The organism is Pseudomonas sp. Irchel s3b5 (genome assembly GCF_900187435.1).
Taxonomy (GTDB): Bacteria; Pseudomonadota; Gammaproteobacteria; order Pseudomonadales; family Pseudomonadaceae; genus Aquipseudomonas.
Genome location: NZ_FYDY01000020.1, coordinates 22,592 through 45,445, shown reverse-complemented (window position 1 = coordinate 45,445; position 22,854 = coordinate 22,592). Strand labels below are relative to the sequence as shown.

Genomic DNA, 22,854 nt, shown 5'->3' with positions numbered 1-22,854 from the left:
CTACAGAAATGGCAGTGCTGGTAGTTAAAGCAAGCTGATCGGATAGCTGACGATCACGCGGTTTTCATCGAACTCGTTGTTGCTGTAATCCCGGCGCATGGTCGAGTTGCGCCACTTCACGTTCAAGTCCTTCAGCGCACCGCTCTGCACGGTGTAGCCCAGTTCCGATTCACGTCCCCATTCCTTGCCATCAGTAATCGTACCGGTGTGCACGTTGTCGCCGCTGATGTAGCGGTTCATCAGCGTCAGGCCCGGAACGCCGAGGGTGGCGAAGTTGTAGTCGTGACGCACTTGCCAGGATTTCTCCTGGGCATTGTCATAGCTGGAGTTGTAGCTGTCGTTGGCCAACGTCCCGCCGCTGGTGCCGTTGACCCGCATCCAGGCGTTGTCGCCCGTGAGTTTTTGCAGGCCGACATAAAAGGTGTTGCCGCCGTATTTGGCCGAGAGCATTGCGGACCAGGTCTTGTTGTCCAGGTCGCCGGCCCGGGCGCTGCCGTCTTCCTTGCCGTAGAAGTAGCCGAGGTTGGCGCCCAGGGTCCAGTCGCCCAGCGGTTGGCTGTGGATCAGATTGACGTATTGCTGGCTGTAGATGTCTTTGAGTTCGGCGTTCCACAGACCGATCTGGGTGCGTTTGTCGTTGAACACGTACTCGCCGCCCTGGAAGTTGAAACGGTCGGAGGTGAACGCGGCTTTTCCGGTCATCGACATGTCGCCCATGCTGCTGTCGTCGCGCGGGCTGTTCTGCCGGAACTGGCCGCCGTAGAGCGTCAGGCCATTGATTTCCTTCGAGGTGATCTGGCCGCCACGGAAGGTTTGCGGCAGCGAGCGCCCGTCGTCCGAACGCAGGATCGGCAGCACCGGCATCCATTCGCCGACCTTCGCTTCAGTCTGCGACAGCTTGGCCTTGAACGCGACGTTGGTGCGCCCGAAGTTATCCGCCGGGCGACCGTCGCTGTCCAGCGGCAGCAATTGCGTACCGCCCGTGCCTTTACCACCATCGAGTTTTACCGAGTACAACCCCAGCACATCCACGCCGAATCCGACGATGCCTTGGGTGAAACCGGACTTGGCGTCGAGGATGAAACTTTGCGTCCACTCTTCAGCCTTGCCCTGAGCCTTGGTCGGGTTGGTGAAGTTGCGGTTGAGGTAGAAGTTACGCAGGTTCAGGTTGACCTTGGCTCCTTCGACAAAGCCCGACTCCTCGGCGTGAGCGGGCAGGGCCGCGCTGGTCACGGCAATGGCGATCAGGCCGGGAACGAAATACTGCGCAGGAAAAGGCGTCATGGGCGTGGGTCTCTCTAATTCTTGGGGATGAAACGGGGTGATGCCGCAACTTGGGGTTGCAGACGAACATTCGGTCAGGACAAGCGAAGCGGATCAGCCGGAGAGGGCGGGGCGCGGGGGCATGGTGTCGAACCTGTTGTTTTTGGTTTTGTGGTTCGGATGGTGTGGGAAATGTACTGAATGGTTCAATAATCTAAAATTGGTTTTGGGCGATTATCGAACGAAACATTGAGCGGAGTTTTGTGGTGTATTGGCCGGCCCTATCGCGAGCAGGCTCGCTCCCACATTCGACCGCATTTCTTCGGGAGGAACTCGGTCACCTGTGGGAGCTAGCCTGCTGGCGATGGGGTCATAACGAACAACACAGATTTTCAGACGGCCAACAAAAAGCCCACCAATCGGTGGGCTTCGTGTTTTCACAGCGCTATCAGAACAACTTCAACTCCGGTGCTTCTTTTTTCAACGGCTCGTTCTTCGCCGTTTGCTCGTTCCAGCCACCACCCAGTGCCTTGTACAGGTTGACCTGGCTGACCAGTTGCGCCAGACGGTCGGTGATCAGCACTTGTTGCGCACTGAACAGCTGACGCTGGGCATCGAGGAAGGTCAGGTTGCTGTCGACACCGATGCGGTAACGACGCTCGGCCAGACGGTAGTAGTCCTGGTTGGCGCTGACGAAATCTTTCTGCGCCTGCAACTGCTGGACGTAGGTCTGGCGGGCGGCCAGGCCGTCGGCGACTTCCTGGAAGGCCGTTTGAATGGACTTCTCGTAGGTCGCCACGCCGATGTCTTTCTGGATTTTCGAGTAATCCAGGCTGGCACGCAGGCTGCCGGCGTTGAAGATCGGCAGGTTGATCTGCGGCTGGAACAGCCAGGTACCCGAACCACCGTTGAACAGACCGGACAGGTCCGGGCTCAAGGTGCCCGCATTGGCCGTCAGGCTGATGCTCGGGAAGAACGCAGCCCGTGCCGCGCCGATGTTGGCGTTGGCGGCCTTCAGGTTGTGCTCGGCCTGGAGGATGTCCGGGCGACGTTGCAGCAGATCCGATGGCAAGCCCGGCGGTACTTCGCTCAGCAGGTCGTCGTTCAGCGGTTTGGCCGCTTGCAGGTTCGCCGGGACGCCGGTACCGAGCAGCAGCACCAGGCTGTTCTCGTCCTGCGCGACCTGACGGGTGTACTTGGCCAGTTGTGCGCGGGCGTTTTCCACCGAGGTGCGCGACTGCGCCAGGTCCAGGGCCGAGGCGACACCGACTTCGTTGCTGCGGGCGGTGAGCTTGTAGCTCTCCTCAAACGCGGCAAGAGTGTCCTGGGTCAGCTTCAGCAGTTCCTTGTCGGCCTGCCAGGTCAGGTAGGCATTGGCCACGCTGGCCACCAGGCTGATTTGCGTGCTGCGGCGGCCTTCTTCAGTGGCGAAGTACTTTTGCAGTGCTTCTTCGTTCAGGCTGCGAACGCGACCAAACAGGTCGAGTTCGTAGGCACTGACACCCACGGTTGCCGAGTAGGAACTGGTGATGCTGGACTCACCGGTCTGCGACGCGTCGGCCGGTAACCGCTGACGATTGCCGGTGCCGTTGGCCGAAATCGCCGGGAACAGGTCGGCGCGCGAGATGCGGTATTGAGCTGCAAAGGCGTCGATGTTCAGGGCCGCGACACGCAGGTCACGGTTGTTTTCCAGGGCAACCTGAATCAACTGTTGCAACGCCGGGTCATGGAAAAACTGCTTCCAGCCCTGTTCGGCAGCGGCCTGAGCCGGTGCCTGGGCCGACGAATACGCCGGCCCTTCAGGGTATTGGCCCGCCACCGGAGCGTCCGGCTGCTGATAATCAGGTATCAACGAGCAGCCACTGAGCACGAAGGCGGCAACTGCCAGGGAAAGTAGCGACTTGCTCATTAGCCAGCCTCTTTAGGAGTTTCAGTAGCGTCTTGCTGGTCGACGTTTTTACGCTGACCCATGGCAGACACAGTGACGAAGAACAGTGGGACCCAGTAAATCGCCAGCACGGTTGCCGTGATCATACCGCCAATCACACCGGTACCGATTGCGTGCTGGCTACCCGAACCTGCGCCCGAGGAGATCGCCAGCGGAACCACACCGAGGACGAACGCCAGCGAGGTCATGATGATCGGCCGCAGACGCATCCGGCAGGCTTCGATCGCCGCATCATGCAAACTGCGGCCCTGTTCGTGCAGCTCCTTGGCAAATTCGACAATCAGAATGGCGTTTTTCGCCGCCAGCCCGATGGTCGTCAACAAGCCCACCTGGAAGTACACGTCGTTGGACAAGCCGCGCAGGCTGGTAGCCATGAGCGCACCGATGATCCCTAGCGGTACCACCAACATCACCGCGATCGGAATCGACCAGCTTTCATACAATGCCGCCAGGCACAGGAACACCATCAGCAGCGACAGGGCATACAACGCTGGCGCTTGCGAACCGGACAGACGTTCTTCGTATGACAGACCGGTCCAGGAAATACCGACACCGGCCGGCAGTTTCTTGGCGATGGCTTCGACTTCGGCCATGGCTTCACCGGTGGAATAACCCGGCGCCGGGGAACCGAGGATTTCCATCGCTTCCACACCGTTGTAACGGGCCAGTTTCGGCGAACCGTAGATCCACTCACCCTTGGCGAACGCCGTGAACGGCACCATGGTTCCGGCGCTGTTGCGCACGTACCACTTCTGCAGATCTTCAGGGCTCATGCGAGCGCCGGGCTGACCTTGCACGTAAACCTTCTTCACACGACCGCGGTCGATGAAGTCGTTGACGTAGCTACTACCCAGGGCAATCGACAAGGTGTTGTTGATGTCGGCGATGGTCACGCCCAGGGCGCTGGCCTTCTCGTCATCGATTTCCAGCTGGAATTGCGGTTCGTCGTTCAGGCCGTTCGGACGGACCTGGGACAGGATCTTGCTTTGTGCCGCCATGCCGAGGAACTGGTTGCGCGCTTCCATCAACTTGTCGTGACCGATACCGGCGCGGTCCTGAAGGAACACGTCGAAACCGGTGGCGTTACCCAACTCGAGTACCGCGGGTGGCGCGAAGGCGAACACCATGGCGTCACGGAACGTGAAGAAGTGCTGCTGGGCACGGGCCGCAACCTTGAACACGTTGTTGTCAGCGTTACGTTCGTCCCACGGGCGAAGCATGATGAATGCCATGCCCGAGCTCTGGCCACGGCCGGCGAAGTTGAAGCCGGTCACGGTGAACACCGAGTTCACTGCATCGCCTTCACCGCCGTCCTTGCCCGGACGCAGCAGGAATTCGCGCATTTCGTCCACGACCACTTGGGTACGCTGCGCCGTCGAACCGGCAGGTGTTTGCACCTGGGCAAACAGTACGCCCTGGTCTTCTTCCGGCAGGAACGCGGTTGGAATGCGGGTGAACAGCCAGATCATGCCGACGACAATCAACAGGTACGCCAGCAGGTACGGTGCTTTGTGCTTGAGCATGCTGCCCACGCCGCGCTCGTAGCTTCTGACACCGCGATCGAAGTTGCGGTTGAACCAGCCGAAGAAGCCGCGTTTCGGGGTGCCGTGATCGCCTTTCGCAATCGGCTTGAGCATGGTGGCGCAGAGCGCCGGGGTGAAGATCAGTGCAACCAGTACCGACAGGGCCATGGCCGAGACGATGGTGATCGAGAACTGCTTGTAGATCACACCGGTAGAGCCGCTGAAGAACGCCATTGGCAGCAGAACCGCCGACAGCACCAGGGCGATACCGACCAGGGCACCCTGGATCTGCCCCATGGATTTCTTGGTGGCCTCCTTGGGTGACAGGCCTTCTTCGCTCATTACCCGTTCGACGTTTTCCACCACGACGATGGCGTCGTCCACCAGCAAGCCAATGGCCAGGACCATACCGAACATGGTCAGGGTGTTGATGCTGAAACCGGCGGCCGCGAGGATGCCGAACGTACCGAGCAATACCACCGGCACGGTCATCGTGGTGATGATGGTGGCGCGGAAGTTCTGCAGGAACAGGAACATCACCAGGAACACCAGCGCAACCGCTTCGACCAAGGTATTAACCACGCCTTTGATCGACTCAGTCACCACCGGAGTGGTGTCGTACGGGAACACCACTTCCATCCCTTCAGGGAAGAACGGCTTGAGGCTGTCGATGGTCGTGCGCAGGGCTTTTGCGGTGTCGAGGGCGTTGGCGCCGGTGGCCAGTTTCACCGCCAGACCGGATGCCGGAGCGCCGTTGAACTGGGCGTTGATGCTGTAGTTTTCACCACCCAGGCCGACTTCGGCGACATCTTTCAAACGAACTTGCGAACCGTCCTTGTTGACCTTGAGCAGGATCTTGTCGAATTGCTCGGCGGTCTGCAGACGGGTCTTGCCGATGATTGTCGCGTTCAGCTGTGTGCCGGGCAGAGCAGGCAAACCGCCGAGCTGGCCGGAGGACACCTGCACGTTCTGTGCGGCGATGGCGTTCTTGACGTCGATCGGGGTCAGGTTGAAGTTGTTCAACTTGGCCGGGTCGAGCCAGATACGCATGGCGTACTGGGAACCGAACACCTGGAAGTCACCCACACCAGCGGTCCGCGAGATCGGGTCCTGCATGTTGGACACGATGTAGTTGGACAGGTCGTCCTTGGTCATGCTGCCGTCACGCGACACCACGCCGATCACCAGCAGGAAGTTCTTCACTGCCTTGGTCACGCGGATACCCTGTTGCTGCACTTCTTGCGGCAGCAGCGGGGTGGCCAGGTTCAGTTTGTTCTGCACCTGAACCTGTGCGGTGTCGGAGTTGGTGCCTTGCTCGAAGGTCGCGGTAATGGTCATGGTGCCGTCGGAGTTACTTTCCGACGAGACATAACGCAGGTTGTCGATACCGTTGAGCTGTTGCTCGATCACCTGGACCACGGTGTCCTGAACCGTTTGTGCCGAAGCACCCGGGTAGGACACGGAGATCGCAATGGCCGGAGGCGCAATGCTCGGGTATTGGTTGATCGGCAGTCTGAGGATCGATAGTGCCCCGACCAGCATGATCACCAGGGCAATTACCCAGGCGAAAATCGGACGGTCGATAAAAAATTTCGACATGGTTTACTCCCCTTTGCCGCTGGAAGCCTTGTCAGCTGCCTGTGCGGGGACCGGGTTCTTTGCGGCTACGTTGGTCGCTTCCCGAGCGTTGACTTCGATGCCCGGTTTGACGAATTGCAGACCTTCGGTGATCAGGCGATCGCCAGCCTTCAGGCCATCTTCGATCAGCCATTGGTTGCCGACGGTGCGGTTGGCCTTGAGCTGACGCAGTTCAACCTTGTTATCCGGACCCACGACCAAAGCGGTCGGCGTGCCCTTGAGGTCGCGTGTCACGCCTTGCTGCGGGGCCAGGATTGCGGCGCTGTTTACACCGGCCTGCAATTTGGCGTGTACGAACATGCCTGGCAGCAGGGTGTGCTCAGGGTTCGGGAACACGGCGCGCAGGGTGACGGAACCGGTGGTCTGGTCAACCGAGACTTCGGAGAACTCCAGCTTGCCGTCCAGCTTGTACTGGCTGCCGTCTTCAAGGGTCAGCTTGACCGTTGCCGCGTTGGCACCGGCCTTCTGCAGGCGACCGCTTTCCAGTTCGCGACGCAGTTGCAGCATCTCGACCGAGGACTGCGTCACGTCGACGTAGATCGGGTCGAGCTGCTGAATGACTGCCATCGCATCGACCTGGGCATTGCTGACCAGCGCGCCTTCAGTCACCGAAGAACGACCGATGCGGCCGGTCAGCGGTGCGTAGACCTTGGTGTAGCGCACGTTGATCTGGGCGGTTTGCAGGGCGGCTTCCGATTGCAGGCGGTTGGCCACGGCGGTGTCGTATTCCTGACGGCTGACGGCTTGCTCATCGACCAATTGCTTGTAGCGGTCGGAGACCGACTTGGTCGAACGCAGGTTGGCTTCAGCGCTTTTCAGTGTTGCGTCATAGACCGACGGATCGATCTGATACAGCTGCTGGCCGGCCTTGACGTCGCTGCCTTCCTTGAACAGGCGCTTCAGAATGATGCCGTTGACCTGAGGGCGAACCTCGGCCATGCGGAATGCACTGGTGCGTCCCGGAAGATCAGACGTCAGGGTGAAAAGTTGCGGTTGCAGGGTTACGACGCCGACCTGAGGGGGCGGTGCGGCTGGTGCTGCCTCTTCCTTTTTGCATCCGCTGAGTAGCGATGCCAGGGCGACGGCGGCGACCAGAGCGGTAACAGCTGGCTTGAATTGCATGAAAATCCTCGGGTCAGGCGCGCAAGGTGCGCACAAGAAAGGTGGAAGGTTTAAAAATGTGTGCCGAGTGGATAAGTAGCTTGCTAAGGAATATACTTACGTACATGGCTGTTTGTAAATACCTAGACTGTGTACTCATACCGTTACAGAAGCCGTTCGCAGGTTCGAATTGTAGGCCGGGGACGATACCCAAGAACGTTCGCCCCACTTTTATTCAGCTGATATTCAGACATCGCTGAAGCACCCTGATTGAGGTTGTACTGCCATGGTCCGTCGCACCAAAGAAGAAGCTCAGGAAACCCGTGCCCAGATTCTCGTGGCGGCGGAGAAGGCCTTTTTCGAGCGGGGCGTGGCGCGCACCACGCTGGCGGACATCGCGACCCTCGCGGGCGTGACGCGCGGGGCCATTTACTGGCATTTCAGCAACAAGGCGGATCTGGTGCAGGCCATGCTCGACACACTGCATGAGCCGCTGGAAGAAATGGCCAAGGCCAGCGAGAGCGAAGATGAACTCGATCCCCTGGGTTGCATGCGCAAGTTGTTGGTTCATTTGTTTCATCAAGTTGCGCTGGACCCGAAAACCCGGCGCATCAACGAAATTCTGTTTCATAAGTGCGAATTCACCGATGAAATGTGCGACCTGCGTCAACAGCGTGTGGCAGCCAGCCTCGACTGCAACGTGCGCATCGGCGTGGCCCTGAGTAATGCAGTCAACCGCGGGCAACTGCCGGAAAACCTCGACACTGTCCGTGCGGCCATCAGCCTGCATGCCTACATCGACGGCATCCTGTACCAGTGGTTGCTGGCCCCCGACAGCTTTGAACTGCACACCGAAGCCGAGCGTTGGGCCGATACGGGGCTGGACATGCTGCGCTTGAGCCCCAGCCTGCGTAAATGAAGCAAAATGCGAAATCGACGTCATGTGTGTCAACCGTCGAGACCGTAAATGAACGGTTCTTCACGTGCCCTTCGACAATGGGCTGCTTTTATATACTTACACTCGGCCCGTTGACAGGTTGCGAGCTCAGTAATTTGTAGGAGTTTTGTGTCGAGACTGTGAGCAAGTCCTTTTCGCGGTGTCAAAACCACAATATTGTTTTCAGATAACAAAAAGCCCCGGCTCTTTCGAGTCGGGGCTTTTGCATTTCCAGGATGACTGATTACAGCGTCGGGTAGTCGATATAACCAACCGGGCCCTTGGCATAGAACAGTTCAGGACGCACTTCGTTGAGCGGCGCATCAGCCTTCAAGCGCGCCGGCAGATCCGGGTTGGCAATGAACGGCACGCCGAACGCGACGGCATCGGCCTTGCCACTGGCCAGCCATTCGTTGGCGCTGTCCTTGGTGAAGCGTTCGTTGGCAATGTAAGGGCCGCCGAAAGCTTCTTTCAATTGTGGGCCGAGGCTGTCGGCGCCTTCTTTTTCTCGTGAGCAAATGAAGGCGATGCCACGCTTGCCGAGTTCACGAGCGACGTAGGTGAACGTTTCAGCCAGGTTGTCGTCGCCCATGTCATGGGAGTCGGCACGTGGAGCCAAATGCACGCCCACGCGGCCGGCGCCCCAGATTTCGATCGCTGCGTCGGTCACTTCCAGCAGCAGGCGTGCACGGTTTTCCAGGGAACCGCCGTAATGGTCGGTGCGCTGGTTGGTGCTGCTTTGCAGGAACTGGTCAAGCAGGTATCCGTTGGCGCCGTGGATCTCCACGCCATCAAATCCCGCTGCCTTGGCATTTTCAGCACCCACACGATAAGCGTCGACGATGTCGGCGATTTCAGCGGTTTCCAGTGCGCGTGGGGTAGGGTAGTCCGCCAGCGGACGCACCAGGCTGACGTGGCCTTTTGGCTGGATGGCGCTTGGTGCAACCGGAGCTTCGCCATTCAGATACGACGGATGCGAAACCCGGCCCACGTGCCACAGTTGCAGGAAAATTTTGCCACCGGCGCCGTGGATGGCTTTGGTCACGTTGGACCAGCCACGCACCTGGTCGTTGGACCAGATACCCGGGGTGTCCGGGTAGCCGACGCCCATCGGCGTGACCGACGTGGCTTCGCTGAGAATCAGGCCAGCGGAAGCGCGTTGCACGTAGTACTCGGCCATCAGCGCGTTGGGCACGCGACCTTCGTCTGCGCGGCAGCGGGTCAGCGGGGCCATGATGATGCGGTTGGCCAACTCGAGGTCGCCCAGTTTGATCGGATCGAAAATAGTCGTCATTTAATGCAACCCTCGTGAGGTAATGGATGATCAGTTGGTAGCAGGTGCCAGATCGGGATTGCCGCTCTGACGAAACGTAATCAGGGTCACCAGCAGGGCGAGAACCGCCAATACAGCTGCAGCAAGCGGCACGCTGGTCAGGCCGAAACCGTGGGCAATCACACTGCCGCCGACCCAGGCACCCAAGGCGTTACCGACGTTGAAAGCGCCAATGTTCAGGGTCGACACCAGGTTCGGAGCGGCTTTGCCAAAGGTCACCACGTTCACCTGCAAGGCCGGCACGGCGGCGAAACACGCGGTGGCCCAGAGGAACAGGGTGATTTCGGTCGGGATCAGCGCGACGCTGGTCCAGGTCAGGACGGTGGAAATCACGGCCATGGCGATGAAGACACCGATCAGCGTTGCCGCCAGGCCTTTGTCGGCCATCTTGCCGCCGATGATGTTGCCGACCGTCAGGCCCAGGCCGATCAACATCAGGCTCCAGGTCACGCCGCGGGGCGAGACGCCGGTGACTTCACCCAACAGCGGTGCGACGTAAGTGAACAGCGTGAACACCGAGGCGGCGAACAGCGCGGTCATGCTCAACGACAGCCAGATCCCGGCACCTTTCAGCGCGGACAGTTCGGCGCGCATGTCGAGCTTCTCTTCATCGCGCTTGGCCGGCAGGAAGCGGATCAGGCCGATCAGTGCGATCACGCCGATCACGGTCACCGCCCAGAAGGTCGAGCGCCACCCGGCTTCCTGGCCGAGCGCGGTGCCCAGCGGTACGCCGAGGACGTTGGCCAGGGTCAGGCCGGTGAACATCAATGCGACGGCTGAAGCACGTTTGTTCGCAGGCACCAGGCCCGCTGCCACCACTGAACCGATACCAAAGAAGGCGCCATGGCACAGGGCGGTGACCACACGGGCGAACATCAGCACGTTGTAGTCGCCAGCCACTGCGCAGAGCAGGTTGCCGATAATGAAGATGCCCATCAACGCCACCAGGGCGGCCTTGCGCGGCAGCTTGGCGGTGGCCAGCGCCATGAACGGCGCGCCGATGGCCACGCCCAGGGCGTAACCGGTCACCAGCCAGCCGGCGCCGGGGATCGACACACCGAGGTCGGCCGCCACGTTGGGCAGCAAGCCCATGATGACGAACTCGGTGGTGCCGATGGCAAAGGCGCTCAAGGCGAGGATGAGTAGCGAGAGGGGCATGTCTAATTCCTTATGGCTGGCTGACGTGGGGGGCGTTCTCAATTGGCTTTCCCGGGGCTGTGTGAAAACCAATTGAGAACGCCCCCACAGGGTCAGAGCTCGTTGCTGAAGATGCGGAGGAACTCCTGAATGGTTTCCTCGTTGCGCTTGAAAAAATGCCACTGGCCGACTTTTCGGCTGCTGATCAGGCCGGCGCGTTGCAGGGTCGCCAGGTGTGCGGACACCGTGGATTGCGACAAGCCGCAACGTTGATCGATCTGCCCGGCGCAAACGCCGTGCTCGTTACTGTGGGACTGGTCGGGAAATTCGACGGTCGGGTCTTTGAGCCAGTGCAGGATTTCTCGCCGTACCGGGTGCGCCAGGGCTTTTATTATTTCGTCGAGGTCTAGGTTCATGGCAGTGGGCTCGTGATCAGTAAAACGCTATATCGCGATGAAGCGAACTTTAAATCGGTATTTCGCGATATACCAATATGATTTTGCTCTTATGACTGAGAAAATCGGTATATCGAGTTATAACGATACGTTGAGTGTAACAAGGCAAGGCCGCGGTGCTAAGCTGCGCCCATGAACTATCTCGCACATCTTCACCTCGGTGGCCAGCGTCCCGGTCAATGGCTCGGCAGCCTGTATGGCGATTTCGTCAAAGGCAGGCTGCAAGGGCAGTACGATCCAGAGATCGAAGCGGCCATCCAGTTGCATCGCAGCATCGACGTGTTCACTGACCGCCATCCACTGGTGGATACGGCGTTGTCACGGTTTTCCCTGACGCGCCGGCGGTATGCCGGGATCGTCCTCGACGTGTTTTTCGATCATTGCCTGGCGCGGGACTGGACGCTGTATGCCGAGCGGCCGCTGGCGTTGTTCACCTCGGACGTTTACCGAGTGTTGTCCACTGAACCGCAACTCCCGGAGCGCCTGGCTCGCATCGCGCCTTATATGGTGGCTGATGACTGGTTGGGTTCTTACCGGGAGTTCGAGGTGCTGGAGCAGGTGTTGCGCGGGATTTCGCGGCGGTTGACCCGGCCGGAAGAGTTGGCGGCGGCGATGCCGGAGTTGCGGCGGTTGTACGAGCCGTTGAGCGAGGACTTCCGGTTGTTCTATCCGCAGCTTCAGAATTTTGCGCAGAGCCACCCAGCACGCTGAACCTCTGTAGGAGCGAGCCTGCTCGCGATTTCGATTTGTCATTCAGCATCATCGTTGAATGTAAATCCGCTATCGCGAGCAGGCTCGCTCCTACAGGGGGAATGTGTTTACGCGGCAATCGCGGGGCGCAGGGGAGCTCGTTGCGATTCAACAACAGCACCAAACAACGCCTTCTGCACCGCCTGCTGCGCCTCGAACGCGAGTGCCGCGCGTTCCCGGCCTTCGCAGGCAATCGGCTTGAGCAGATGAATCTCCACGCCGCCACGATCATTGGCAAACAGACGCATCAGGTGCGACAGCAAATCATCGTCACCAATGAACGGCGCCAGCGCATCGAGCTCGCCGTTGCGCACATAACGAATCGCCACCGGTTGCATCGCCACTTCGGAATCGATGGCCGCGGACAACAAGCGACCGTGGAAGGTGCGAAGTGAACGGCCATCGGTGGTGGTGCCTTCCGGAAACATCAGCAGCGGATGCGCCGTTTCCAGATGACGGGTCATCTGTTTGCGGATCAACTGGCTGTCGCCCGAACCGCGACGGATGAACAGGCTGCCAGCCTTGGCCGCCAACCAACCGGCCACCGGCCAGGTGCGCACTTCGGCCTTGGACAGGAACGACATGGGCGTGAGCATGCCCAGCAGCGGGATGTCGGTCCAGGACACGTGATTGCTCACCCACAGCATCGGTGTCTTTGGCAGTTCACCCTGAACCGTCACGTCAAAGGGCAGGGCATTGCTCAGGCGTGCCATGAAAAATCGCGACCAGCGTTGACGACGTTCCATCGAATGGGCCATGCCCAGGCGCTCGAACAACCCGAACACACTGGCCATGCCCAGGCCTAGCGCCACTACCAGCAATACTCGTGCGATTCGCGCGTAAATGCGCAGCCGGCTCATCACACAGCCGCCTTGAAGTGTTTGGCATAGCGCGGGCAAAGTTCGTCGCGCTTGAGCAGGATGAACACGTCGGCGACCTGGAAATCTTCATCCCAGCACGGCTCGCCGCAAATCTTCGCGCCCAGGCGCATGTAGGCCTTGAGCAGCGGTGGCATTTCGGCAATCACGTTCGAAGGAATGTCGAGGCTCGGCAACGGTTTTTTCGGCTCCGCCCGCAGGTGTTCGGTGCACAGGTAGCGCTCGCGCAGACGCTGCATGATCGCGTGGGCCTGAATGCCGCCGTCCTGCATCGGAATGCTCGCGCAGCCCATCAAATAGCTGTAGCCGCCCTGGTTCAGGACCTCGGCCAGCTCGCCCCAGAGCACGGCGATGGTGCCGCCGTTGCGGTAGGCCGGGTCGACGCAGGTGCGGCCGATTTCCAGGATCGGGCCTTGCAAGTGGACCAGGCCGTGCAGGCTGAATTCTTCTTCGCTGTAGAATTTACCCAGGCTGCTGGCGGCTGTATGGTCGAGCAAACGGGTGGTCGCCACCAGACGACCGGTGTTGAGGTCACGCACACCGATGTGGGCGCAGTGAACGTCGTAGTCATCCATGTCCAGACCCCGCTCCGCGCCTTTGAGCTTGGCGTTGAATTCGCCGCTGAACACGTTGAATCGCAAGGCCTGGGCTTCTTGCAAAGCCTCGGCGCCCACCAGGCGTTCGGCTTGCAGTCGGCGTTCGGTGCCGGTGTCGCTGATGCGGGCGATCTGAGTCATGGCGAATCTCCATTCGGGCTGCTCACCCGTCTTTGGGCTACAGCAAATCGACTTTCTTTGTCTAGCCGTGTTGTGCAAAGTCAGGCTATGTAGCCCCGGTGTCATCGCCATTAAGCTTTGGTGATGCTTATATGACAGCCCACAAGGAGCCTCTTATGCCCTGGCAAACCCTGTTGAACCGTGGCGAGCGCCTGCCCGCCAACCCTGATCTGGCCGAAGGTTTCGCGACTCTGTTGCAGCAGTTGGGTACCGTCACGCCATTTGAATTGGCGGTGTCGGGCGCACGCTTGATGGCAACGCCGGGGCTGGCGTTTCTGGTGGGTTATCAGGCGGCGTTGCGCATGCTCTGGCCGAGTGCACCCGCAAGCCTCGGCGCGTTGTGTGCCACCGAACAGCGCAGCCTGCGCCCGGCGGACATGCAGACCCGGCTCAGCGGTTTGCGCCTGAACGGGCGCAAGGATTTCGTCACCGCTGGCGACGCCGCCGACTGGTTGCTGGTGGCGGCACGCAGTGAAGAGCCCGGCGAAGATCCGCGTTTGAGCCTGGCGGTGATCTATCGCGAAGAACCCGGTGTGCGGGTGGAGCAGTTGCCAGCGATCCCGTTGATGCCCGACATCAGCCATGGCCGCTTGTTTCTGGATAACGCCTTGTGTGAATTGCTGGCGGGGGATGGCTGGGATGCCTACGTCAAACCATTCCGAACGCTGGAAGATGTTTATGTGTTGAGCGCAATGACGGCGTGGTTGTATGGCGTCGGACAGGACAGCGATTGGTCTCAGGGCTTGCAACTGCGCCTGCTGGCGTTGCTCGCCGGCTGCGCGGAAGTCAGTCGACAGCCGCCTACCAGTCCGGCCGGGCATGTGTTGTTGGGCGGGTTATTTGCGCAGTTTGATGCTCTGAAGCCTGACATCAATGAAGCGCTGGCGGAGGGACCGCCAGAGTGGTCGGCAATGTGGCAGAGGGATCAGGCCGTGATGGATTTGGCTGCCGGGGCACGGGGGAAACGGTTGGTGAAGGCACTGGCAGGCCTTTGACAATTGCAGCTCCTGCAAGGCTCGCGTGAGTGTCATTTAATTGGGCTAGGCTAACCCGGTTATTTCCCATGAGCCCCCGCCATGTTGAAAGGCTTGCCCCTGATTTTCCTGCTGTTGCTCAGCTTCGGCACCCGCGCCGAACAATGGCCCGCGGAGCAATGGCCGTCCGGCCCGGTCATGACCGGACCCGCACTTCAGGCACTGGAGCAATACGCCTTCGCGCCCCGCAACGACAACACCCGCCAAGGCATCCGCACCGATGCCTTGCTGGTGATCCGCGACGGCCAATTGATCTACGAGCGCTACGCCGGGCCGACCACCGCCGAGACTCCACACCTGACCTGGTCCATCAGTAAAAGCTTGATGGCAACCGTCCTGGGTGTGGCCTATGGCGAAGGGCTGTTCAAGCTCCAGGATCCTGTACAAAAATTTTATCCCCCGCTGAAGAAATACCCGACCATGACCTTGGCCGACCTGTTGCACTGGGCCTCGGGCATCGACTGGCAGGAAGACTACGAATACGCACCGTTGAAATCCTCGGTGGTGGCCATGCTCTATACCCGAGGCCGCGCAGACATGGGCGCATTCACTGTCGATCACGACAGCTACGCAGCACCGGGCCAGGCATTTCGCTATTCCAGCGGTGACACGAATCTGCTGTCCGCCGCGTTGAAAACCATGGTCGGGCCGAATCGCTATGCGGACTATCCGTGGGCTGCATTATTCGAACCGCTGGGCATTCGCCGTGCCGTGTGGGAAACCGATGCCACCGGCACGTTCGTCGCGTCCTCTTATGCCTATCTCACTGCGCGGGATCTGGCGCGAGTCGGCCTGTTGATGGCCCGTGATGGACGTTGGGGTGATAGGCAACTGCTGCCCAAAGACTGGGTCGCGTTCAATCGCGAGCCCTTCGCCCACTATCGTGCGAATCAGGACGCCGCCGTGCCTGGCGGACACTGGTGGCTCAATCGCGCAGTCGACGGGGCCGCCCAACCCTGGCCTGATGCCCCGGCCGACACCTTCGCCGCGCTGGGCCATTGGGGGCAGGCGATGTACGTGATCCCCAGTGAAAACCTGGTGATCGTGCGCTACGGCGATGACCGCGACGGTAGCTATCGACATAACGAATTGCTCAAGCTCGCGCTAAAAACCTTCGCCGCCGAGGTGCAGCCATGAGCGGTTTTTTTCGACGCCGACCGATCAGTTCACTGTTGCTGATCCTGTTGCTGGCCTTGCTCGGTTGGATCTGGCACGAACGTGTTGCGCTGTGGGCGTTCCCCGGCATCATCAGCGCCTACACCGCCAAGGAGTATTGCTCGTGCCGTTATGTGATGAACAACGATGCCGAGTACTGCCGCGGATACGTGAAACAGTGGCTGCCGACCAGCGGTTTCGTCGATGATGTTGCCAGCAAGCAAATAACAGTCAGCGGCATGGGTCGAAGCAACAGCGCAGTATGGATCGGCGAACGCCAGGGCTGTCGCTTGCAACAATGAAGCGGAAAGTCCAGGTGGGGGCTTTTGTGGTGAGGGAGCAAGCTCCCTCACCACAAAAGCGGGTTTGGTGTCGTAGACGGCTTGCAATGCGCTGAGGGCCAGTTAAGGTTCAGCACAGGTTTATCTGCCCTCACGAGTTTTTATGTTCAAGCGTTTCACCCTGAAAACCCTCGCTTTCCTGCTGTTGACCGGCGCTACGCTGTCGGCCCGCGCCGACTGGTACCTCGACGGCGAGTCCTCTCGGCTGTCGTTTGTCAGCACCAAAAACGCCAATGTTTCTGAAGTGCAGCGCTTTCTGGTGTTGCACGGTCAGGTCGATCCCAAAGGGCTGGCGCGGGTGGAAGTCGAACTGGACTCGATCAACAGCGGCATTCCGCTGCGCGATGAGCGCATGCGCAAAGAACTGTTCGAGATCGACAAGTTTCCCGAAGCACTGATCACCACGCAGATCGATTTGCGTCCGATCAACGATCTCGCCCCCGGCGCGCAGCTGGAGTTGCGTCTGCCGTTGACCGTCGACCTGCACGGCAAGCAGCACACCTACGACGCGCAGTTGTTGGCGACCCGACTCGATGACCGACGTTTTCAAGTGGTGACACTTGAACCGGTGGTCATCAATGCCGAAGATTTTGATCTGGCGCCGGGTCTGGAAACCTTGCGCAAACTGGCCGGTTTATCGGCAATCAGCCTGTCGGTACCGGTGGGTGCGGTGCTGATTTTCACGGCGCGCTGACATGGCCGGCGCGATCTTTCCCTGGCGTGAAGGCAACCATTTCGAGCTACTGATCGATGGCCCGCAGTTTTTTCCGCGCATGTTGGTGGCGATTGCCCGTGCCGAAGAACAGGTCGAGCTGGAGTTGTACCTGGTCGAGGCGGGCGCTTGCGCCGAAGCGATGGTTCAGGCGTTGGTCCAGGCTGCCGAGCGCGGCGTGCGGGTGCGATGCCTGTTCGATGACTACGGCAGCCTTGCCTTCACTCTGGCTTTACGCCAGCGCCTGACGTCCGCCGGGGTCGAGTTGCGGTTCTATAATCGCCTGAACTGGCGGCGTTGGGTCGGTAATTTCTATCGCGATCACCGCAAGCTGTTGTTGGTCGATCAGAGTCTGGCCGTCGTGGGCGGCACCGGCGCCACCGATGAATTCTGGACGCCAGGTGAAGATGTTAGCGAGTGGCACGAAGTGATGGTGGAAATCACCGGGCCGCTGGTGCTCGACTGGCAACTGCTGTTCGATCGTCAGTGGATTGCCAACCGCCATCGACGTGCCTGGCGACCGGCCTCGCATTTTGGCTTGCCGCGCTTGCCACGGTTACCGTCCTTGGGTGAGGGCATGGGCCGTGTGGCCTACGCCGACGCCCGCCAGCACCGCGATATTCTGCAATCGCTGATTCGCGCGTTGAACAGCGGCCAGCGCCGGATCTGGCTGGCCACGCCGTATTTTCTGCCGACCTGGAAAGTCCGTCGCTCACTGCGCCGGGCTGCTGCTCGAGGCGTCGATGTGCGCCTGCTGCTGACCGGGCCGCGCACCGATCACCCGTCCGTGCGTTACGCCGGGCATCGCTACTACCCGCGACTGCTCAAGGCCGGGGTGCAGATCTTTGAATATCAGCCGTGCTTCCTGCACTTGAAAATGGTGCTGGTCGACGACTGGGTGAGCATCGGGTCGTGCAACTTTGATCACTGGAATCTGCGTTTCAACCTCGAAGCCAACCTCGAAGCGCTGGACCCTGGGCTGACTCGTGCAGTAACGGCAAGTTTCGAAAGAGACTTTGCCCTGAGCCAGGAAGTCAGCCTGGAGGCCTGGCAGCGTCGACCGCTGTGGAAGCGGGTCAAGCAGAGGGTCTGGGGATGGGTGGATCGGGTGGTGGTGAATCTGTTGGATCGGCGGGGATAATCCCGAATTTCTGAACACCACAAACCACTGTGGGAGCGGGCTTGCCCGCGATGGCGGTCTAACAGGCAACATAAATGTTGAATGTTATGGCCTCATCGCGGGCAAGCCCGCTCCCACAGGGTTTTATGGTGTTTGATTAATTACAACAACTCAAAACTCTGCTGCGTCACGTCCTCGGAGTTCAGGCCGATCTGCACGTTGAACTTGCCCGGTTCCGCTGCGTACTTGAGCTGGGTGTTGTAGAACTTCAGGTCGTCCTCGGTGATGGTGAAGTGCACGACTTTCTGTTCGCCGGCCTTGATCATCACTTTCTGGAAGTTCTTCAGTTCCTTGATCGGACGAATCATCGAACCGGTCTCGTCCTGGATGTACAGCTGGACCACGGTTTCACCGTCACGCTTGCCGGTGTTCTTCACTTTTACGCTGGCGTCGAGCTTGCCGGTCTTGTTCAGCGTGGTCGATGACAGCGCCATGTCGCTCAGGTTGAACTCGGTGTAACTCAGGCCGTAACCGAACGGGTACAGGGGACCGGTGGTGTCATCGAAGTACTGCGAGGTGTAGTTGCCCGGTTTGCCCGGGGTGAACGGCCGGCCGATGGTCAGGTGGTTGTAGTAGGTCGGAATCTGCCCAACCGAGCGCGGGATGGTGATCGGCAGTTTGCCCGACGGGTTGTAGTCGCCGAACAGCACGTCGGCGATGGCGTTGCCACCCTCGGTGCCGCTGAACCAGGTTTCGAGGATCGCGTCAGCCTGTTCCTTCTCTTCGAGAATCGACAGCGGACGGCCGTTCATCAACACCAGCACCAGCGGTTTGCCGGTGGCTTTCAGGGCTCGGATCAGCTCGCGCTGGTTTTCCGGGATGTTCAGGTCGGTGCGGCTCGACGATTCGTGGGACATGCCACGGGACTCGCCCACGGCAGCGACGACCACGTCAGCTTCCTTGGCTGCTTTCACCGCTTCGTCGATCAGCACGTTCGCCGGGCGTGGGTCATCCACCACTTCCGGGGCGTCGAAGTTGAGGAAGTTCAGGTAACCGAGGATTTTCGGGTCGCTGGTGATGTTGGCACCGCGAGCGTAGATCAGCGTCGATTTATCGCCCAGCGCGCTGCTCATGCCATCGAACAGGGTCACCGATTGCGCAGGGCGACCGGCAGCGGCCCAGCTGCCCATCATGTCGATCGGGGCCTTGGCCAGCGGACCGACCAAGGCGATTTTCGCGGTTTTCTTCAGTGGCAGGGTTTCGTTCTGGTTTTTCAGCAACACCAGGCTGCGGCGCGCCACATCGCGGGCCTCGGCGCGGTGCAGGCGGCTGTCGGCGTAGGTGTCGACCGGATCATCCTCAGCCTTGCCGATACGCAGGTACGGGTCCTTGAACAGGCCCATGTCGTACTTGGCATCCAGCACTGCGCGAACGGCGTTGTCGATGTCGCTTTGCTGGATCTCGCCGGCCTTCAACAGCCCCGGCAGTTCTTTGCCGTACAGGGTGTCGTTCATGCTCATGTGGATACCGGCCTTGATCGCCAGCTTCGCGGCTTCACGGCCGTCACGAGCGACGCCGTGCTTGATCAGCTCGAAAATCGCCCCGTGGTCGCTGACCGCCAGGCCCTTGAAGCCCCATTCCTTGCGCAACAGGTCGTTCATCAGCCAGGTATTGGCGGTGGCAGGCACGCCGTTGATCGAGTTCAGCGCAACCATCACCCCGCCAGCACCGGCGTCAATCGCGGCGCGGTACGGCGGCAGGTAATCCTGGTACATCTTGACCGGGCTCATGTCGACCACGTTGTAGTCGCGGCCACCCTCGACCGCGCCGTACAGGGCGAAGTGCTTGACGCTGGCCATGATGCTGTCGGCCGTGTTGGCGCCCGCCCCCTGGAACGCCTTGACCATCACCCCGGCAATGCGCGACACCAGATAGGTGTCCTCGCCAAAGCCTTCGGACGTGCGGCCCCAGCGCGGATCGCGGGAAATATCGACCATCGGCGCGAAGGTGAGGTCGAGGCTGTCAGCCGCGGCTTCCTTGGCGGCTATACGCCCGGACAGGCCGATGGCGTCCATGTCCCAGCTCGAGGCCAGGGCCAGCGGGATCGGGAAAATGGTGCGGTGACCGTGGATCACGTCGTAGGCGAAGAACATCGGGATCTTCAGGCGGCTGCGCATGGCAGCATCCTGCATCGGACGGTTTTCCGGGCGGGTGATCGAGTTGAACGTGCCGCCGATGTTGCCGGCCGCGATTTCCTTGCGGATCATTTCGCGGGGCATTTCCGGGCCGATGCTGATCAGGCGCAGTTGGCCGATTTTCTCATCGAGGGTCATTTGCTTCATCAGGTTGCTGACGAAGGCGTCCTTGTTCTCCAGGGGGGCGGGCGTCGTGGCGGCCAATACGTTATGACTGGCCAGGCCGACGAACAGGCCCAGCAAACACAGCTTCTTCATGAATAGTTTTCTCAAGGGCCCAAACGGCGATGTACACGCCGGCCAGCCAAAATTTAGGGAACGACTATTGTTGTTCGGGTGCTGACTTAAAAAGCGCCAGCCGAAGTCCGCACGCGCTTTCACGCGGGGCCTCTTTTTAGCCCATCGGCCCGTGGCAATCCAGAGGCGCGGGCGATTATGCCCCAACAGCCGGCCGAGAAGGTTTCACGGTCGGTTTTTTCATGAAATGTACAAGGGAGCATCATCCTGATGAATGTCAGTCCAACCCATCGTTCACGCTTGCAAGTCGCCATGTTGCTGATGCTGACGTCGTTACTGAGCGCTTGCGGCATCAACAACATCCCGACCCTCGACGAGCAGGCCAAGGCCGCGTGGGGGCAGGTGCAAAACCAGTATCAGCGCCGCGCCGACCTGATTCCCAACCTGGTGGAAACCGTCAAGGGCTACGCGGCCCACGAGAAGGAAACCCTGACCGCCGTCATCGAAGCGCGGGCCAAGGCCACGTCGATCCAGGTGGATGCATCGACCCTGGACAACCCGGAAAAGCTCAAACAGTACCAGCAAGCCCAGGATCAGCTCAGTGGTGCCTTGAGCCGACTGATGGTGGTGTCCGAGCGTTATCCGGACCTGAAGGCCAACCAGAATTTCCTTGCCCTGCAATCGCAGCTAGAGGGTACCGAAAACCGGATCAGCGTAGCCCGGCGCGACTTCATTCTTGCGGTGCAGAAGTACAACACCGAGATCCGTACCTTCCCCGGTCGCCTGTGGCATACGGTGATGTACAGCGACCTGCCGGTTCGCGAAACCTTCGAAGCCACGCCGGGCGCGGAAAAGCCCCCTGAGGTCAAATTCTGAATCAATCCCGTAGAGAGCGGTGTATGTATGGATGAGGTTGCCAATGCGCGTTTTGAAAGTGGGTCTGATGCTGTTGTTGTGGGGGGTGGCCGTCACGGCTCGTGCCGAGCTGGTTTTCCCGGCGCTGACCGGGCGAGTGGTGGACAACGCCCAAATGATCGAGCCGTCGGTGCGCCAGCAACTGACCCAGCAACTTCAGGCCCATGAAACCGCCACTGGCGAGCAGCTGGTGGTGGTCACCCTGCCGGATTTGCAGGGCACCGACATTGCCGATTTCGGTTATCAGTTGGGGCGTCACTGGGGTATCGGGCAGAAGGACAAGAACAACGGTGCCTTGCTGATTGTCGCCCGGGACGAGCGAAAACTGCGTATCGAAGTCGGTTATGGCCTGGAGGATCGCCTCACCGACGCCCAGAGTTCGGTGATCATCAATCAGGTCATCACGCCGGCATTCAAGACCGGGAACTTCAACAAAGGCATCAGCGATGGCGTCGCGGCAATGCTGGTGGTGCTAGGCGGAAATCCCTTGGACGAACCGTCGACCGCCTATGAATCCCGAGGCGATCCGGGGGACGATTTCGTCTCGCGCCATCCGGGGGTTTTCGTGTTTGTGCTGCTGTTGTTCATCCTGATTTTTTTTGTCGGCCAAATGCTCGGTATTCTTCCGGCCGGCCGTGGCGGCTCCGGAGGTTCCGGTGGCGGCTTTGGTGGTGGTGGTTTTGGCGGCGGCGGTGGAGGCGGGGGGTTCAGCGGCGGTGGGGGCAGTTTCGGCGGGGGCGGTTCGTCCGGCGGCTGGTGACAATAATAATGAGCAGGCATTTCACGACATGGCATTACTGACTGAACACGAACAACGCAAAGTCGCCGAGGCGATTGCCCGGGTCGAACGCGATACCGATGCGGAACTGGTGACGGTGCTCGCGGCCCGCGCCGATGATTACGCCTACATTCCGCTGCTGTGGGCCAGCCTGCTGGCGTTGCTGGCGCCGGGTATCGTGCATTACCTCACGGGTTGGCTGACCATGCACAGCCTGCTGCTGGTGCAGTGGATCACCTTCATCGTGTTGTGCCTGGTGTTTCGCTTGCCGAAAGTCACCACGCACCTGATCCCGAGGTCGGTGCGTCATTGGCGCGCCTCAAACCTGGCCCGTCGGCAGTTTCTGGAGCAGAACCTGCACCACACGCAAGGCAGCACCGGCATGCTGATTTTTGTCTCAGAGGCCGAGCGCTACGTGGAAATTCTCGTGGATGAGGGCATCTCCAGTCGTCTGGACAACAAGCATTGGGATGCGATCGTCGCCACGTTTACTCAGCAGGTGAAGGCAGGGCAGACCCTGCAAGGGTTTGTCAGCTGCATCGAAGCCTGTGGCAAGCTGCTCAAAGTACATGTGCCGGTGACCCATGCGCGCAATGAATTGCCGAACCGTTTAGTGGTGCTCGGCTAA

At 60.1% G+C, this 22,854-nt stretch carries 20 protein-coding genes; 10 read left to right on the top strand and 10 right to left on the bottom strand.

Going from position 1 to position 22,854, the window contains the following annotated elements; all coding sequences use genetic code 11:
• Positions 1-24: 24 nt before the first annotated feature.
• The 4 genes from CKW15_RS19490 to CKW15_RS19475 all read right to left on the bottom strand — a co-directional run bounded on the left by CKW15_RS19490 (position 25) and on the right by CKW15_RS19475 (position 7,494).
• Positions 25-1,284 (bottom strand): OprD family porin, encoded by a 1,260-nt coding sequence (locus tag CKW15_RS19490; protein WP_095058715.1) that lies wholly within the window; start codon positions 1,282-1,284, stop codon positions 25-27.
• Between the two features lie 427 nt (positions 1,285-1,711).
• Positions 1,712-3,172: an efflux RND transporter outer membrane subunit EmhC gene (gene emhC / locus CKW15_RS19485; RefSeq protein ID WP_095058714.1), complete on the bottom strand. Its 1,461-nt coding sequence runs from the start codon at positions 3,170-3,172 to the stop codon at positions 1,712-1,714.
• Positions 3,172-6,333 carry an efflux RND transporter permease subunit EmhB gene (gene emhB / locus CKW15_RS19480; protein WP_095058713.1) on the bottom strand — a complete coding sequence of 1,054 codons (3,162 nt, stop codon included), beginning with the start codon at positions 6,331-6,333 and terminating at the stop codon, positions 3,172-3,174. The genes emhC and emhB overlap by 1 nt, the downstream gene beginning before the upstream one ends.
• Positions 6,334-6,336: 3 nt before the next feature.
• Entirely contained in the window at positions 6,337-7,494 is a 1,158-nt protein-coding gene (locus CKW15_RS19475; RefSeq protein ID WP_095058712.1) for an efflux RND transporter periplasmic adaptor subunit, read from the bottom strand.
• A 265-nt stretch (positions 7,495-7,759) separates the two neighbouring features.
• Between CKW15_RS19475 and emhR the strand changes: the two genes are divergently transcribed.
• A complete protein-coding gene (emhR, locus tag CKW15_RS19470) occupies positions 7,760-8,392 on the top strand; it encodes an efflux system transcriptional repressor EmhR (RefSeq protein ID WP_095058711.1) in 633 nt (210 codons plus the stop codon).
• A 262-nt stretch (positions 8,393-8,654) separates the two neighbouring features.
• Here the strand turns inward: emhR and CKW15_RS19465 are convergent, their stop codons facing one another.
• The 3 genes from CKW15_RS19465 to CKW15_RS19455 form a co-directional block, all read right to left on the bottom strand.
• On the bottom strand, positions 8,655-9,704 hold the full coding sequence (locus CKW15_RS19465) for an alkene reductase (protein WP_095058710.1): 1,050 nt from the start codon (positions 9,702-9,704) through the stop codon (positions 8,655-8,657).
• A 30-nt stretch (positions 9,705-9,734) separates the two neighbouring features.
• On the bottom strand, positions 9,735-10,901 hold the full coding sequence (locus CKW15_RS19460) for an MFS transporter (protein ID WP_095058709.1): 1,167 nt from the start codon (positions 10,899-10,901) through the stop codon (positions 9,735-9,737).
• 92 nt (positions 10,902-10,993) lie between these two features.
• The gene (locus tag CKW15_RS19455) at positions 10,994-11,296 is read right to left on the bottom strand and encodes a helix-turn-helix transcriptional regulator (RefSeq protein WP_095058708.1); all 303 of its coding nucleotides are present in this window, start codon (positions 11,294-11,296) and stop codon (positions 10,994-10,996) included.
• A gap of 171 nt (positions 11,297-11,467) precedes the next feature.
• On the opposite strand from CKW15_RS19455, the gene CKW15_RS19450 reads away from it, so the two are divergent.
• A complete protein-coding gene (locus tag CKW15_RS19450) occupies positions 11,468-12,046 on the top strand; it encodes an ACP phosphodiesterase (RefSeq protein WP_095058707.1) in 579 nt (192 codons plus the stop codon).
• Between the two features lie 107 nt (positions 12,047-12,153).
• On the opposite strand, the gene CKW15_RS19445 is transcribed toward CKW15_RS19450, so the two are convergent.
• Together CKW15_RS19445 and olsB are read right to left on the bottom strand one after the other, a co-directional pair.
• Positions 12,154-12,945, bottom strand: a complete 792-nt coding sequence (locus tag CKW15_RS19445; RefSeq protein ID WP_095058706.1) for a 1-acyl-sn-glycerol-3-phosphate acyltransferase — start codon at positions 12,943-12,945, stop codon at positions 12,154-12,156.
• On the bottom strand, positions 12,945-13,700 hold the full coding sequence (olsB, locus tag CKW15_RS19440; protein ID WP_095058705.1) for an L-ornithine N(alpha)-acyltransferase: 756 nt from the start codon (positions 13,698-13,700) through the stop codon (positions 12,945-12,947). The genes CKW15_RS19445 and olsB overlap by 1 nt, the downstream gene beginning before the upstream one ends.
• Before the next feature lie 155 nt (positions 13,701-13,855).
• Here olsB and CKW15_RS19435 point away from each other — a divergent pair, with 155 nt between their 5' ends.
• From CKW15_RS19435 to CKW15_RS19415, 5 genes are all read left to right on the top strand, one after another.
• Positions 13,856-14,734: an acyl-CoA dehydrogenase family protein gene (locus tag CKW15_RS19435; RefSeq protein ID WP_095058704.1), complete on the top strand. Its 879-nt coding sequence runs from the start codon at positions 13,856-13,858 to the stop codon at positions 14,732-14,734.
• 81 nt (positions 14,735-14,815) lie between these two features.
• Positions 14,816-15,910 carry a serine hydrolase gene (locus CKW15_RS19430; RefSeq protein WP_095058703.1) on the top strand — a complete coding sequence of 365 codons (1,095 nt, stop codon included), beginning with the start codon at positions 14,816-14,818 and terminating at the stop codon, positions 15,908-15,910.
• Complete coding sequence (locus tag CKW15_RS19425) at positions 15,907-16,230, top strand: amidase (protein WP_095058702.1); 324 nt, start codon at positions 15,907-15,909, stop codon at positions 16,228-16,230. Before CKW15_RS19430 ends, CKW15_RS19425 begins: the two co-directional genes overlap by 4 nt.
• 142 nt (positions 16,231-16,372) lie before the next feature.
• Positions 16,373-16,963 (top strand): YceI family protein, encoded by a 591-nt coding sequence (locus CKW15_RS19420; protein WP_095058701.1) that lies wholly within the window; start codon positions 16,373-16,375, stop codon positions 16,961-16,963.
• A gap of 1 nt (position 16,964) precedes the next feature.
• Positions 16,965-18,122, top strand: a complete 1,158-nt coding sequence (locus CKW15_RS19415) for a phosphatidylserine/phosphatidylglycerophosphate/cardiolipin synthase family protein (protein ID WP_095058700.1) — start codon at positions 16,965-16,967, stop codon at positions 18,120-18,122.
• Positions 18,123-18,262: 140 nt separating this feature from the next.
• Here CKW15_RS19415 and bglX read toward each other — a convergent pair whose 3' ends face one another.
• On the bottom strand, positions 18,263-20,554 hold the full coding sequence (bglX, locus tag CKW15_RS19410; RefSeq protein ID WP_095060162.1) for a beta-glucosidase BglX: 2,292 nt from the start codon (positions 20,552-20,554) through the stop codon (positions 18,263-18,265).
• Between the two features lie 249 nt (positions 20,555-20,803).
• On the opposite strand from bglX, the gene CKW15_RS19405 reads away from it, so the two are divergent.
• Genes CKW15_RS19405 through CKW15_RS19395 form a run of 3 tightly spaced genes read left to right on the top strand, consistent with a single transcriptional unit; the run spans position 20,804 to position 22,854 of the window.
• Complete coding sequence (locus tag CKW15_RS19405) at positions 20,804-21,409, top strand: LemA family protein (protein ID WP_095060164.1); 606 nt, start codon at positions 20,804-20,806, stop codon at positions 21,407-21,409.
• 43 nt (positions 21,410-21,452) lie between these two features.
• Positions 21,453-22,208 carry a YgcG family protein gene (locus CKW15_RS19400; protein WP_095060166.1) on the top strand — a complete coding sequence of 252 codons (756 nt, stop codon included), beginning with the start codon at positions 21,453-21,455 and terminating at the stop codon, positions 22,206-22,208.
• A gap of 28 nt (positions 22,209-22,236) precedes the next feature.
• Positions 22,237-22,854 carry a TPM domain-containing protein gene (locus tag CKW15_RS19395; protein WP_095060168.1) on the top strand — a complete coding sequence of 206 codons (618 nt, stop codon included), beginning with the start codon at positions 22,237-22,239 and terminating at the stop codon, positions 22,852-22,854.